Annotated in this window: 10 protein-coding genes; all 10 read left to right on the forward strand. The window is 43.5% G+C overall.

Annotation, left to right across the window (positions count from 1 at the left end; all coding sequences use genetic code 11):
- Nucleotides 1-29: 29 nt before the first annotated feature.
- The 10 genes from E0F88_RS15170 (at nt 30) to E0F88_RS15215 (ending at nt 15,670) form a co-directional block, all read left to right on the forward strand.
- The gene (locus E0F88_RS15170) at nt 30-995 is read left to right on the forward strand and encodes a DUF1735 domain-containing protein (RefSeq protein ID WP_131959121.1); all 966 of its coding nucleotides are present in this window, start codon (nt 30-32) and stop codon (nt 993-995) included.
- A gap of 233 nt (nt 996-1,228) precedes the next feature.
- Nucleotides 1,229-4,354, forward strand: coding sequence for a SusC/RagA family TonB-linked outer membrane protein (locus E0F88_RS15175; protein ID WP_131959122.1), 3,126 nt, complete (start codon nt 1,229-1,231; stop codon nt 4,352-4,354).
- 11 nt (nt 4,355-4,365) lie between these two features.
- Entirely contained in the window at nt 4,366-6,204 is a 1,839-nt protein-coding gene (locus E0F88_RS15180) for a RagB/SusD family nutrient uptake outer membrane protein (RefSeq protein ID WP_131959123.1), read from the forward strand.
- 35 nt (nt 6,205-6,239) lie between these two features.
- A complete protein-coding gene (locus tag E0F88_RS15185; protein WP_181956092.1) occupies nt 6,240-6,647 on the forward strand; it encodes an SGBP N-terminal domain-containing protein in 408 nt (135 codons plus the stop codon).
- A gap of 19 nt (nt 6,648-6,666) precedes the next feature.
- The gene (locus E0F88_RS15190) at nt 6,667-7,653 is read left to right on the forward strand and encodes a DUF4466 family protein (RefSeq protein ID WP_131959124.1); all 987 of its coding nucleotides are present in this window, start codon (nt 6,667-6,669) and stop codon (nt 7,651-7,653) included.
- A 101-nt stretch (nt 7,654-7,754) separates the two neighbouring features.
- Entirely contained in the window at nt 7,755-9,809 is a 2,055-nt protein-coding gene (locus E0F88_RS15195) for a right-handed parallel beta-helix repeat-containing protein (RefSeq protein WP_131959125.1), read from the forward strand.
- Between the two features lie 31 nt (nt 9,810-9,840).
- Complete coding sequence (locus tag E0F88_RS15200) at nt 9,841-11,076, forward strand: alginate lyase family protein (RefSeq protein WP_229213779.1); 1,236 nt, start codon at nt 9,841-9,843, stop codon at nt 11,074-11,076.
- 2 nt (nt 11,077-11,078) lie between these two features.
- A complete protein-coding gene (locus E0F88_RS15205; RefSeq protein ID WP_131959126.1) occupies nt 11,079-12,959 on the forward strand; it encodes a DUF4962 domain-containing protein in 1,881 nt (626 codons plus the stop codon).
- Nucleotides 12,944-14,284 carry a BNR repeat-containing protein gene (locus E0F88_RS15210; RefSeq protein ID WP_131959127.1) on the forward strand — a complete coding sequence of 447 codons (1,341 nt, stop codon included), beginning with the start codon at nt 12,944-12,946 and terminating at the stop codon, nt 14,282-14,284. Before E0F88_RS15205 ends, E0F88_RS15210 begins: the two co-directional genes overlap by 16 nt.
- A gap of 279 nt (nt 14,285-14,563) precedes the next feature.
- Nucleotides 14,564-15,670 (forward strand): alginate lyase family protein, encoded by a 1,107-nt coding sequence (locus E0F88_RS15215; RefSeq protein ID WP_131959128.1) that lies wholly within the window; start codon nt 14,564-14,566, stop codon nt 15,668-15,670.
- Nucleotides 15,671-16,064 lie beyond the last annotated feature (394 nt).

Raw genomic sequence — 16,064 nt, forward strand, 5'->3', positions numbered from 1 at the left:
GACAGCTAAACAATATGAAAATATTATATATGAAAAAGATCATAATAGCAGCTCTGTTTCTCTCGGTAGCCATGACATCCTGCTACAAGGACTACATTGAGGATTTTGATTACACTTCGATCTACTTCCCGTATCAGGCTGATGTGAGAACATTTGTGGTGGGAGAAGGCATGAAAATTGAAGTTGGAGCGGCATTGGCCGGGCTTCGTGAAAACAGACAAAACAGGATCGTCAATTTCACGATGGACAATAGCCTCATCAATGCCAACATTCTGGCAGCGATGAAAGTCGGAGCCGGGTATATTAAGGATGCAGTCGCTACTGTGACTGCTCTAAAGCCGATACCGACGACCTATTTCACGATTTCCGACAACAGTAAAATGGAAATAAAAGCAGGTAATCACATGGGGTCTGTGTTGATCAAAGCTGACTCTGCTGCTTTTCTTAAAGATACAGCAACCTTGTTTCCGGTGTATGCTTTACCCTTTTATATCACTTCTGCTGATGCGGATTCTGTACGTGCAGCAAAAAGATCGGTAGTCGTTGCGCTAAAATATGAGAACATGTTATTTGGAAATTACTGGCATGGAGGAGTAACGGTAGTTAAAGATGCAACCGGTAAAGTGGTAAAAACGACAAACTACTATACAACAATTCCTACGCCCGAGATTAAAATCATGAACCTGAAAACGGTTGCGCCAAATGCTTTGATAACCAATAAAATCAGTGATCAGACGGGTTCTTTAAAGCTTACTTTAAATGGTGGAACGATCACAGTGAGCCAGGCAAACGGATCAGCAGTGAAGGTTGAGCCAGACGGCGAAAGTACCTTTAACCGATCAAAATTATTGCAGGACAGAAGGATTTATCTCAAGTACAAATATACCAATGCGGACGGAACAACGTCCTTCGCAACCGACACACTAACCTTCCGTAACCGTATCCGTGATGGTGTGAATGAATGGCAGGATGAGAATCCGGATAACTATAAGTGACCCTCTGAGTTAATTCCAGAATAAAATTGGAATTGGAATAAAATTTTTTAACATGATTTTAATAGCGCCCTGGAACGCCTTAATTGGTGATTTTCAGGGCTTTAATGGTTTGTCTACTGTTGAAATTATACAATTCTGATAAAAATTAGTTTTTGGCTAAGTCAGGGTTGGTGGTACAATATGCGTCAAGTCAGAATAACTATAAATGTTTTAATAACCTCAAAATTGAGTCTATGAAAAAATCTTTTACGAGTCTTGGATGGGGAGGGTTGGCGATTACGTCGCTACTCTGGCTGTTTGCAGCTATTCCCGCAGAGGCGAAAGGGACAGTCCTGAAAAGGATCAGGCGTGAATCGGTTATGGCGGTAACTGTTACCGGTAAGGTAACCGATGATAAGGGGGGAGGATTGCCCGGAGTGAACGTAGTTGAAAAAGGAACCGCAAACGGAACCTCTACGGACGCCAACGGAGAATACAAAATTACAGTGGCAGGACCAACCTCTGTATTAACTTTCAGCTTCATCGGCTTTGTGTCGCAGGAGGCAGTAGTCGAAAGCAAAACCGCGATAAGCATTCAGCTGGTCGCTGAGGATAAGTCGCTGGACGAAGTAATCGTTGTCGGTTACGGAACACAGAAAAAAGTAAATGTAACCGGCGCGGTATCGTCTATTAAAATAGATGATAAAATCACCAACCGTTCGCTTTCCAACGTTTCTTCCGGTCTTGCAGGTCTTGTCCCCGGACTTGCTGTTACGCAGTCTACCGGTATGGCAGGCCGTAACAATGCGTCGTTGATCATTCGTGGTCTTGGAACGGTAAACAATGCAAGTCCGCTTGTGGTTGTGGATGGTATGCCTGATGTGGATATCAACCGTATCAACATGAACGACATCGAAACGATTTCCGTTTTGAAAGATGCAACATCTTCTTCCGTTTACGGATCAAGAGCAGCAAACGGTGTAATTCTGATCACGACCAAATCTGGTAAAGGACAGGAAAAAGCATCCATTAATTATTCGGGAAATTACGCAGTACAGGTGCCGACAAAGGCGTACGGCTTCCTTGCAGATTATCCACGGGCGCTGTCTTTACATCAGCGGGCTGCTGCGGTTAACACGCTTCGTTCCAACTACAATTTCCGTGATGGAACAATCGATCAGTGGATGGCTTTGGGAATGATTGATCCGGTTGCTTATCCAAACACGGATTGGTGGGATGTGATCATGCGTAACGGAAGAATCCAAAACCATAACTTATCTGCTTCCGGTGGCGGTGATAAATCCAACTTTTTTATATCGGTGGGTGTGATGGATGAAAAGGGTCTTCAGATCAATAACGACTTTAAACGTTATAACGCCCGTTTTAACTACGATTACAAAATTCGCAAAAACATCAATACCGGTGTTAAATTCCAGGGTAACTGGTCTAAACTGACTTACGCACTGGAAGATGGTTTTACGGATGATGACGCTTCCAACACTGCCGGCTTTGACTTACAGTATGCAATTGCCGGAACATTACCTTACGATCCTGTGACCGGAAACTATGGCGGTGTTATGGCTTACAATGAAGATCCGCAGGCTTATAACCCTTATACTGTTTATGTTAACAACCTGAACCGTCAAAACCGTCAGGAAGCTAACACAAGCATGTATCTGGATTGGACGCCAATTGAGGGACTGACGGCAAGAGTGGATTACGCGCTGAATTACTACAATCAATTTCGCTACACGGCTAATATTCCTAACCAGTCCTATAACTTCCAGACAAACTCTTTTGGAAGCCGTCTTTTTGTAGCAGCAAATGCCGGTGTAGGTAACTTCACAAATACAGGTTATAAAACGATGTTAACCGGGCGTTTGAACTACAATAAAACCATTGCAAAAAACCATGAGATCGGTGGATTGTTTGTTTACAGCGAAGAATACTGGTACGACCGTTACCAGGCTTCTTCAAGAAATGATCGTTTATATCCTACCTTGCATGAAGTTGATGCGGCACTAACCGACATTCAGTCGACAAGTGGTAATTCAAGTACGGAAGGTTTGCGTTCTTATATTGGCCGGGTAAACTACTCTGCTTACGATAAATATCTTTTGGAGGTTAACTTCCGTTCGGATGGATCATCTAAATTCTTGCCAGGCAGCCAATTTGGGTTTTTTCCGTCTGCGGCTCTGGGATGGAGATTTTCAGAAGAGAATTTTATCAGCAGTTTCACCAACAAATTCCTGACCAACGGTAAACTTCGTGCTTCTTACGGATCGCTGGGAAATAACAGTGGCGTTGACCGTTATGAGCAGCAATCAACACTTGCAGCCAGCAACTATATGGTTGGCGGAGTTATTTCAAAAGGTTTTGTAAACAGAAAACTCGTAAACAAAGACCTTTCATGGGAAACAACCAAGGTGTTGAATATCGGTATTGATCTCGGGTTTCTTAATAACAAGCTGACTGCTGAAATTGACTATTATGATCGCTTGACTACGGGCATGAACCGGCCGTCTGAAATGTCTATTTTGTTGACAGGTGCTTATGATGCACCACGTAGAAACATCGGTAACCTGCGTAACCGTGGTATCGAGGGTAATTTGATGTGGAGAGATACAAAAGGACAAATCAACTATGTTGTCAACCTGAATGCTTCGTACAACCGGACCAACCTTGAATCCTGGAACGAATTCCTTGGAAAGGGATACACGTTTTTGAATATGCCTTATCACTTCCTGTACACCTATGAGGACAAGGGAATTGCTCAAACCTGGCAGGATGTTTACAATGCAACGCCACAGGGTGCATCCCCAGGCGATATTCTGAGAGAGGATGTAAACGGCGACGGCAGAATTGATGCTAACGATAAAGTTGCATATCCTAATATTCAGCGCGACAGACCAACAGCAAACTTCTCAGTGAACACCAATGTGTCCTGGAAAGGCTTTGATGTGACCTTTCTTGTAACAGCCGCTACCGGCCGGAAAGATTACTGGCTGAATAACTATAACAACACTTCCATCGGAACGCAGCGTTACGCTTCAACAGCCGCTCACCAGACTAATCCCTGGACAGTTGAAAACAGAGATGGTGCATGGCCAAGGCTGAACGGAAACGCAAACAGGGAAGAAACAACTTTCTGGCTTGATAACCTGAATTTCATCCGTTTCAAAAACCTTCAGATCGGTTATAACGTGCCATCTCCGATACTTCGTAAGATAGGAATCAGCAATTTGCGTGTGTTTGGATCCACTGAGAACCTGGCCACTTTTACAAAGTTTCGCGGTCTTGATCCTGAAATGGCTGGTAACAGAAGCGATGCTTATCCTTTGAACAAATCCTATTCAGTTGGTATCAATATAGGACTATAAAGATTATGAAAATGAAAAAAATAACTTCTATAATATCGGCATTCGCTCTGGTTGGCCTGATGCTTGGAGCAGGCTCCTGCACAAGTGATCTGCTGCAGCAGGAACCGACCACGGAGCTTGGCGCAAATGCTTTCTGGAAAACCGAAGACGATGCCACCTTTGCTTTGCAAGGCGCGTACGCGTCGGTTAGACCGCTTTTTGACCGCGATTATTATCTTGACGGACACGGAGAATATGTTCGTACCCGCGGAATCAGCTCAACCAGCGGTAACCTGAGATTGGGTGACGCTTATCATGACGGGAACTACAATCCATCCGGTTATGCAGGTAGTTTTGATAAAATGTACCGTTACCTGTACGGAGGTGTTAACCGTACTAACTACGTAATTGAAAACGTAAACAGAATGCTTCTGACTGCAAAACCTGAATCGGTTGCGAAACTGGAAGCAATTGTTGGTGAGGCAAAGTTGCTTCGCGGGATGGTTTATTTTAAACTTATTTCCATGTGGGGTGACGTACCTTACATCAGCAAAGTGATCAATGAGAATGCGGAAGTTTCTAATTTGACAAGACTTCCGATTGCGCAGGTGAAGGATTCGATCATGGCTGATTTTACCTATGCGTATAACAAGCTTCCTGTAAAAGCTGTTGCTACCGGACGTGCCGGCAAACCTGCGGCGCTTGCTTTCCGTGGTAAATTACAGCTTTACTGGGCATCATGGAACAAATTTGGCTGGCCTGAACTGGATACTTTCAAACCAACTCCTGCTGCTGCAACAGCAGCTTATACCGCAGCTGCAGCGGATTTTAAAAGTGTAATCAATGACTACGGTCTGACGCTTTTCCGGAACGGTGAACCGGGCGAAATTGATTCCTTGGGCAAGGCGGATAAGTTACCTAACTACTTTTACCTGTTTATGCCGGTGGCTAACAACGACCCGGAAATCATCATGGGTTTCACGCACGGTGGAACAGGTACCGGTCAGGGAGAAGAATTGATGAGAGATTTTTCAGGACGTTCGCATGAGGGTTCTCAGCTTTGGGTTTCTCCGCGTTATGAAATCGCAGACAGATATCAATCAACAATCACAGGTGATTTTGCTACGAAGCTGATCCCAATGAACCCGACAACTGCGGGTGCAAGAACTGCGGCAAACTCAGCGGTAAATCCAAACAGTTACCGTAACCGGGATTACAGAATGAAATCGACAATCATGTGGGATTATGAAATGAGCGTTGGTCTTGCAGGTTTGAAATCAACCGGTATGGTTCCTTATGTATATAAAACATGGAATGCAGCCATTACGATTGGTGGAGTACCTTATACAACTTATAATACTGATGGTACTAACTCAGGTTATGTGTTCAGAAAATTTGTTAGGAATTATGCGGGACAGGGACGTGCCGATGGTGACTACAATTTCCCGGTTATGCGTTTGGCAGATGTGTTTTTGATGTATGCAGAAGCAACCAATTTCGTTTCAGGCCCTCAGGCTGATGCAATTGCGCTGGTAAACAGAGTCCGTCGCCGTGGAAATCTTCCTGCACTTAAAGCAGACAAAACTGCAAATGCCGATGCATTTTTTGCAGCAATTGAACAGGAACGTATCGTTGAACTCGTTGCCGAAGGTCAGCGTGGATTTGATATTCGCCGCTGGAGAGCTCAGGAAAGAATCTGGGGCGCACCTTACGGTGTAGGTGTCTGGAGAATCGATTCACATGGTGCAAACATGCAGCAGTATTTCCAAAACTCTTCAGAAAGAGTTTACCAGCAGAATTACATTTTCCGTATTCCGCCTGGAGAACGTGACCGTAATCCTAATCTGACACAAAATACGCCCTGGTTATAAAAAGGGATTTTGTAAAATATATAAACTGAAATACAATGATTAAAAATATCAGAATAATATGCGCAGTCCTTCTTACAACCTTTGCTATGGTTGCCTGCAAAGAAGACTTTCCTGTAGATGAGGACGGGCTGCTTATCACCACCAGAACGCAGTGTTATGTAAGTAATTTCGAGCTGCTGGGTAGTGATCTGCAAACGGTAAGAACGTCGAACGCGGTTATAGACACCACTGCTCAGACAGTTACAGTAGAGGTGTTTTACGGTACGGATCTTAAAAACGTTTACCCGCAGTTCACCCTGGTAACTGATGCTAAACTGGAACCTAAGATTACGGGGAAAACAGATTTTTCTGATCTGGCAAATCCGAAACAGTACACTGTAGTTTCCGGAAACCGGCAAATCAGAAAAACCTACAAGGTGAATATTACAGTTCAAAAACCGTAATTCTAAAATTAGAGCAATTATGAAATATAAATTTTTAACATATTTATTCTTTTCTCTTTCCGTAATGACAGTTATGTCATCCTGCGAAGAAGAAGAATACGCAATTCCGACGCTTCCACAGGAGCTTCAGAATGATGTGATCAAAAGGACATTGGGGCCGAATCTGACAGGACTCAATATCGAATTTGCTTATGCAATGGCTTTGCCAAAGTCTATGGGTAAACTGGTTTCGGCAGAGGTTGAAGCATCTATTGCCGGTGCAGAAACTACTTATTTGGATAACAAATCATACTACACCAATTCAAGCGGCGTGGATGTTGGTATTGAAGTAGGAAGCAAGTCGGTGAATAGCGGAGGAAAAACCACGGTAACCTTTACCAAGGATACAATGGCGGCAACTTTGCGGTACTTCTATCGTATTCCAACCAGCGCAAAAGGCAAAGAAGTGTCGTTTAAATTCTCGGCAACTGCAAGCAATGGCCAGAGCGTGACCTACAACATGGGGCCATACAAAATAGCTGAAATGGATATGGTACTGGATCTGGACGTAAAAGATAGCTCAGCTGCCTATATTTCTATTGAAGATCTGGCTGTTTACAATCCAACGCAGGCCACTGCAAATGCTGCTAAAATTGATCTGGTTTATTTGTATCGTGCCATACCGAACATCACGTTTACGCACGGATTGGTTGCACCTTCGGCTAAAACTTATCTGCCGAATGTTACCCTTCCTGCCGGCGTAAACCGTACTGCAAAAGTTCAAAAAGTATGGGCTTTGAGAGACTTCCATCTTGCGCGTTTGCAATATGGTATTTATATCGATGATCTGGATTTTCAGAAACTGGATCTCTCCACAGCGGTGGATTACGCCATCAATTTGAGAGCGGAAGCCGGAACCTGGGTTGAAACTGCGGATGGTAAATACAGAGCGTATATTTATATTAATTCAATTAATAACGCAACCAAAAGCGCAAAGATCAGCATCAAACGTTACACGATGAAGTAACCGGTTTCACATTTGAACATGAGTAAATTTCCCGCAGATGAAAGTTTTATCTGCGGGAAATCATTTTAAGGCCGGAATTTTCCGACACCCCTAAACCTGACATGAAAATATTCTGTAAAATCTTCCTGATTTCAATAGTATCCCTATTGATTCCGGATAGGATAGCTGCCCAGAATTTCGTCCATCCGGGCATTAACCAAACTGCCGCAGATCTGGCTTATATGAAACAGCAGGTTCTCAAAAGTGAACAACCCTGGAAAGATGCTTTTGAAAAACTCAAAAAGAAAACAGATCTTAATTTCGAAATAAAGACTTACACACACGTGCTGCGCGGATCCTACGGAAAGCCTAACATTGGCGGCGATGATCTTTCGAAGGGTGCAAACATGGCCTACAACTGTGCACTTGTTTGGTACATAACCGGAGAAAAACCCTATGCAGATAAAGCAATTGAAATAATTAATGCCTGGTCGCCGGTGATATGGGACCTGGATTACAACGATGCCAAACTACTCGCTGCCTGGACCGGGCACGTCTGGTGTAATGCGGCAGAAATCTTACGCTACAATAATGCTGGCTGGAAAAAGCAGGACATCGACCGCTTTTCCAATATGCTCATGACGGTTTACTATCCTTTATTCAGATATTATTTCCCCCAGGCTAACGGCAACTGGGACGGCGCCATCATTCATTCCATTATGGCTATCGGCATTTTTACAGACAACCGAAAGATGTTTGATAACGCCGTCGGCCACTTTCTTCATGGGCCGGTTAACGGAAGCATTTTTAAATACATTTATCCCAGTGGCCAATGCCAGGAAACGACCCGTGACCAGGGACATGTTCAGCTAGGTTTAGGCGAATTTGCAGGAGCGGCGCACATCGCCTGGACGCAAAATGTCGACCTTTTTTCCATTGGCAATAACAGGCTCGCCCTCGGATATGAATATACTTCTGAATTTCTCCTGGGAAAAAAGCCGCACAGCTACGGTATCATTTCCGAACGCGCCAAATCATTTCGGGATGATTACGAATATGTTTACAATCATTACAAATCGAAAGGCCTCTCTCTTCCTTTTACCAGTCAGGCTGCCGATTCAGCGAGAAAAAATGCCACCGTTAGTGTGCTTACTTCGAGACGAGCGCCTGATGGAAAAGCAAAAACGCTCAAACTTTCTATTTTGAAAGCCGATGTGAAAATAACCGGTGCAAAAGCCAGTGAAAAAGTAACTCCACGTCCGTCAGCAGTTTTTGTGGAACCGGGTAAGTCGATTCAGGATGCGCTTAACGCTGGTGCAGGAAAACAGGTTGTGGTCATTGCAAAAGCGGGCGTTCATACACTGCCCCGCACGCTGAGAATTCCAAATGATGTTACCCTGGCCGGAGAAGGTATTGAAACCATTCTTTTTCTCGATCCTGCTTCCGGTGTCAGAGATGCTATTGTAAATGCTGAACCGGATCTGACCAATATCACAATTCGTGATCTGGTGATAGAAGGTGCTTTGAAAACAGAGATTCATTCGGATCCAAACAGTACACGGTCATTCCGAAGTACTGCAAACAGGGGTGGGATTATGTTCCTGGGACAGAAGGCTGGACAAATGAAAAATATCACCCTTGAAAACGTCACCGTAAAAAACTGCACTTACAACGGCGTTTTTATAAGCGGGGCTGAAAACGTAAATATCCTCAATTGTAATCTTGAAGAAAACGGGTCCAGTGTGGTGCCCGGGCCGCAGCTTCAGCACAATCTTTTGTTAACGCACTGCTCAAAAGTAACAATAAAAGACAGCAGGCTTGATACTTCACCTTTTGGCAGCGGAGTTGCATTGGGTCATTGCCGGGATGTTTTGGTCGCCAACAGTGAAATCGCCCGAAATGCCTGGTATGGCGTGCTGATCACAGAATCAAACAACGTCAAAGTTGAAAACAACCTGATTGAAGGAAACGACCGGAGCGGAGTGATGTCGGAATTTCTATCATCGGGATCAGAAAATGTTACCGTCAATGGCAACACGATTCAGTACAATAACGGCTTTGGTGTTGAATCTTATGCAGGGAAAAATATCCGTGCAGATAAAAATATTTTTGCAGGAAACGGAAATGCTGCCGAGCAGCAAAGGATTAGCAGTGAGAGGTTTATTATTATGAAGTAAGCTATTCAGTTTCAATTTAATCTATTCCAGGATGTTTTATACAAAAAGTGTTGTCTTTGAATTGATGCTCGTTGTTCTTGGAATATTCTGCACTTCAGCGTTATCCAATCCGGCAGTCGGTTCAGATTCTCCCAAACCACAAACTTTCCTGCTCCGCGGTGAACTATTGCAAAGTAACAAAGCAAAAATTAAAAAGGGTGACCCTGCCCTGAGAAAAGCCTTGGCAGACCTGGTCAGCGAAGCGGCTAAAGCACTGGCCAAAGGGCCTTATTCGGTTACCTATAAAACCAAGGTTCCGCCCAGCGGCGACAAACATGATTACATGAGTGTGGGCCCCTACTGGTGGCCAGATTCTTCCAAAACGGATGGCTTACCCTATATCAGGAAGGACGGTCAGGTTAATCCGGAACGTTATTCGATTAAAGATGCGGATTATCATACTGCTTTGTGTGAAGATGTGCACACCCTGGGGCTAGCCTGGTTTTTCACCGATGATAAAAAATATTCAGACCATGCTGCCAGGTTGCTCAAAGTCTGGTTTTTAGATCCGCAAACAAGGATGAACCCAAACCTGAACTTCGGTCAGGCAATACCCGGAAAGATGGATGGCAGGGGAATTGGAATCATCGATACCCGAAATCTGGGCAAGCTGATCGATGGTGTGCTGCTTGTAAAAGATTCAAAAAGTTTACCTGCCGCCGATTATAAAGGTATACAGGATTGGTACAAAGCATTTTTTAACTGGATGACAACCAGTCCGATCGGCTTGGACGAAGCGGATGAGTTTAATAATCATGGTACCTGGTATGATGTGCAGGTAGTTTCGATGGCACTTTTCACAGGCCAGCCTGATCTTGCAAAAAAAATACTAAACGAACAGACAAAAAAACGGATTGAAAGCCAGCTGAAAGAGGATGGCAGTCAGCCGCATGAACTTGCGAGGACACTTTCCTGGAATTATTCTCAAATGAATCTGATCGGTTTTTTTGTTCTGGCAGCTTTGGCAGAAAAGGTAGATGAAGATCTTTTTCATTACGTAAGTCAGGGTGGTAAAAGTTTAAAGTCTGCTTTAATCTGGATGCTGCCTTTTGCAGAAAAGAAAAAAGAGTGGAAAACGACTCAAATCAAACCCATGCAACCGGACGGGTTCATACAACTGGCGCAGGCAGTTTCCGGAAAATATCCGGACGTCGATATTTCACACCTGATCAAATCCTCCGGAAAGAACGAAAACAGCCTGCTTTTACTCACCAATGGAATCTTCTGAAAATGAAAAAAATCCTGATCCTTTTAGCCTTATTTGTTACTGTTTCAGCTTTCGGGCAAAGTCAACCTGTTACTGTTGCCGGGACAGATGTTTTAAAATCACTCAAAAAATCGCATCCGCGTTTGCTTTTGCTGAAAGGTGAAGAACAATCGCTGCTTTCCCAAATTAAAAAGCATAAGGAATGGAGCGGAATCCACCAGGAAATTTTAAAAGAATGTGATAAGATTATTGACCTGCCGCCGGTTGAAAGAATAAAAACCGGCAGGAGACTTTTAGGAAAATCCAGGGAAGCACTTCGGCGTTTGTTCCAGCTTTCTTATGCCTACCGGACAACCGGGGACGCCAAATATTTAAACAGAGCGGAGAAAGAACTTCTGGGCATCTCAGCGTTTGAAGACTGGAATCCTTCCCATTTTTTGGACGTCGCCGAGATGACAATGGCTGTTGCGATCGGATACGACTGGCTTTACAATAATTTGTCAGCTGAAACTCGGAAAACGATCCGTCAGGCAATCGTTACAAAAGGAATCGAACCTTCTTATAATAAAGATTTCAACTGGTTTTTAACTGCTGAGCACAACTGGAACCAGGTCTGCAATGCAGGAATGACTTTTGGTGCACTTGCCATTGCGGAAGATGAGCCGGAGCTTGCCGCCAAAACCATCAGTCGGGCTGTGGAAACTTTGCCAAAATCGATGATCACGTCCTACCAGCCCGATGGAGCCTATCCGGAAGGATTTAGCTATTGGGATTATGGGACCAGCTTTAATGTGTTATTTGTCAGCGCTGTGGAAAAGGCATTGGGAACTGACTTCGGCTTGTCACAATCTCCCGGATTTCTGAAAACTGCCGGGTTTCTGGAAAACCTGGTAGGGCCAACGGGTCTTGCCCATAACTGGGGAGACAGTGGTTTAAAAGATGGTTTAAGTCCTGCCATGTTCTGGTTTGCGGAAAAAGTGAAAGATCCTTCCCTTTTGTGGAGCCAGAAAAAATTACTGACCACAAGTTCCAATAGTTATGTAAACAACCGTCTTTTGCCGGCTCTTCTGGTTTGGGGCGTGAAAACCGATTTGTCGGCCGTAAAACCACCTGTGAAAAAAGTTTGGGTAGGGCAGGGGCCTTCCCCGGTTGGATTGATGCGTACATCCTGGACAGATCCGAACGCCATTTTTGTTGGGGTCAAAACCGGTTCTCCTTCCGTGAATCACGCGCATATGGATGAGGGGTCTTTCGTAATTGATGCGCAGGGTGAGAGATGGGCGATGGATTTTGGAATGCAGGAATACAATTCGCTGGAAAGCAAGGGTGTCGATCTTTGGAACCGTACGCAGAAATCACAGAGATGGGAAGTTTTCAGGCTCAACAACTTTGCACACAATACCTTATCCTTTGACGGCCAGCTGATGAATGCCAAAGGTTTTGCAAAAATTGATAAATGGTCGGAAGAACCTTCACAGCTGGCAGTCATGACCGATCTTTCTCAGATGTTTGAAGGGCAGGTTGCTTCCGCAAAAAGAGGAATCTCTATTCGGGATGAAAAGTATGTGGTGATCCGGGATGAAATAAAAACATCGGATAAACCAACTATAATGCGGTGGAATTTACTGACTCCGGCAGATGTGAAAATTGTGGATGGCAAGACGGTCGAACTTTCACAAAATGGTAAAAAAATGTTGTTGGTTTTTGATACAAAAGCAAAAATTGAAATTAAGACCTGGCCGACAACACCCACACACGATTACGACGCAGCTAATCCAAACACACAGTTTGTAGGATTTGAAGCTGTTATTCCTGCCAATACGGAAGAAAACTTCAATGCATATTTTACAAACTCAACTCGTGAAATCACAACCAAACCACTTTCAGAATGGAAGGTAAAATAGATATTTTAAAAGATTATCCTTTAAGAGCTGTATTGCTTTTTTGTCTGTTATGCTGTTCAACAGTTTATGCACAAAAACAATCCGGAAAGTCAGTTGCCATTCCGGTTGACAAGGTCTGGTCGGGGCATCCGGTGGGTTTCGACATCATTACCACTGAAAAATTTCAGTATATCTGTTACTACGACACTGCGCGGAATATGGTCATTGCTCAGCGGCCGTTAACGTCGAAAGACTGGAAAAAAACAATCCTGCCAACAAAGGTGAAGTGGGACAGTCACAATTACATCGATATGATCCTGGATAAAAACGGGTTTATACATGTTTCGGGAAACATGCACGGCGTACCGCTGATTTACTTCAGGTCAGAAAAACCGGAGAATATCGAAATGTTTGAAAAACTGTCCATGACAGGCAAAAATGAGGAACGGGCTACATATCCTGTTTTCTTTAAAGACCAAAAAGGTGAGCTTTATTTTCAATATCGAAACGGCGGCAGCGGCGACGGAATAACGTATTGGAACAAATACAGCGCTGAAAGTAAAACCTGGAACGGGTTGTTTGATACACCATTTTTTGATGGTGAAAAAGAATCGAATGCCTACATGTCCAATCCACAGCCTGGTCCGGATGGTTATTTTTACATTATCTGGATGTGGCGACTTTCCCCGATTGCCAATACCAACCATAACCTTTCCTGCATCCGAAGCAAGGATCTGCTTTCGTGGGAAAATATGAAGGGAGATAAAATAGCCTTACCGGTTAAATGGAGTGATAACAAAGCAGTTGTTGATCCTGTTGCGCCATGGAACGGACTGATCAACATGAGCTTTCAGATCAGCTGGGACAAAGAAAAGGTGCCGTACATCAGCTATCATAAGTTTGACAAAAGCGGAGTCAGTCAGGTGTTCATCAGTCGCTGGGAAAAAGGCCTTTGGCAGACATATCAGATCAGTAGCTGGGAAGATTTTACCTGGGATTTAAACCGGGGTGGTTCTTTGAGTAATTCCGTTGCTATTTCAGGTGTGATTGATGGAGGAAACAGTACCGTTACAGCACGATTTATGCATGAAAAATATGGTTCAGGTAGCTGGGTTTTGGATAAAAATTCTTTAAAAGTAAAAGAGACTTTACCGGAAAAACCTGCTGTCGCTCCCGCTATCCCGATACCTGTTTTGGCGAAGGATATGACGCTGCAAAGACGAATGGATAATACCGGAAGGTTCACCATGCAATGGCAAACTTTACCAACCTTTCAGGATAAACCCAGGCCAAAGCCTTATCCGGAGCCGTCCGATCTGGTAATTTATGAAGTGGTAGAGAAGTAGGGGAATGTTTTTTTTGCATGATAAAACACAAGGTGTTCCGACGGAACACTGATTGCAGCGTTACCAGTATTTCTACCTACAAGAGGTACCTCTGCTCAAAATTTCCTGAAAGCCAACAAGCTATGTCTTACAAGAAATGGCCTTTTATTTAATCTGCTTAGGCAGATCTCGTCGGTAGAAAATAGAATTAAAATAATAACTGCATTCCATATGAACGCCTTGTGACTCGTCTTTTTAAAACGATCGGGAACAATAATTGCACATTATCAAATCTCAAACATGAAAAACAACATCTGTCTGCTTTTATTTTTTATCATTTCATTCAGCGCTGCTGCCCAGTTCACGCATCCCGGCATGCTGAACAATTCAGCCGATTTTAAATTTTTAAAAGCAAAGATAAAGGCAGGGCAGGAGCCATGGAAATCAGCCTGGGAAACACTGCGAAAATCTCCCGAAGCACAATTGACATGGAAAGCCAAACCGACAAAAGTTATCGTTGTCGGCTTTTACAGTAAACCTGATGTTGGTGGTACGGATTTCCGCAAAGACGGAGATGCTGCGTATACCGCTGCCATACAATATATTGTAACCGGTGATAAAGCTTTTGCAGAGAAATCGATAGAAATAATCAATGGGTGGTCCTATTCGCTGGATTCGGTAACGGATGGTAATAAGAAATTGCTGGTCGGAATGGTTGGGATAAAATTCCTGAATGCGGCCGAACTGATCAAGCATACTTATAAAGGTTGGGCAAAAAAAGATCAGCAAGCCTTTGAAAAAATGGTTATAAACATCTGGTATCCGTTGCTTAAAGATTTTATGCCGGGATACAATGGCAACTGGGACGCGGCCATCGCCCAGACAGTTATGTGTATCGGCGTTTACATGGACCGCAGCGATATCTTCAATCTTGCTTACAACCAGATTTTAAACGGAGAATCAAACGGAGCGATTGACAACTATTTTAATGAAGGGGGCCAGTGTCAGGAAAGTGGTCGCGACCAGGGGCATGCGCAGATGGGGCTGGGATTTTTAGCAACTGTTTGCGAAATTGCGTGGAAGCAGGGCCGGGATTTATACTCGGCTTACCAAAACCGACTGGCTTTGGGGTATGAATACACGGCAAAGTATATGCTTGGTGAGGATGTTAAATATGAGAAGTATACAACTTTCCAGGGTAAAAAGGTCTTCGGTGATAGCATCTCTTCCATTGGACGGGGCAAATTTTCGCCGATCTACGAAAGGCCCTATCATCACTATCACGACCGGATGAAAATGGAAATGCCGTACACAAAAAAGGCGCTGGATAAAACCAGGCCTGAAGCATATAATTCCGGCTACATGCCTTGGGCGACCCTGCTGACCGCTGCTTATCCGGGCAAATAGCTTATCGAGATAAAGATTGAAAAAAAGAAGCATAAATTTCAACCAAGAATTAGGTGCATAAGCTGCAAAACAGGAGGTGAAAAACTTTTGTAACCGGTAGTTTCAAAATTGTATATTTTTATGGATGTAACTATTAGTTCATTAGAAATTTGTTCCTGAGAACAAGGATCTCACCCTTTGCTTTGATAAATCTTACGGAGCGCCTTTATTGGCGCTTTTTTTGTTGGAAAAAATATTGTTTTTAAGTACAGTATGACTGAATTTTTAAACAATTGATTTTTAGTTATTTAAAATCAAATTCCGGGAATAATTGTAATTATTCAGATTTTTTAACTTTATTTTAATGTTATTAAATATTGAAATAATAATAAATGTAATCGGTTGCACTATCATG

It is taken from the genome of Dyadobacter psychrotolerans, assembly GCF_004349265.1.
GTDB lineage: Bacteria > Bacteroidota > Bacteroidia > Cytophagales > Spirosomataceae > Dyadobacter > Dyadobacter psychrotolerans.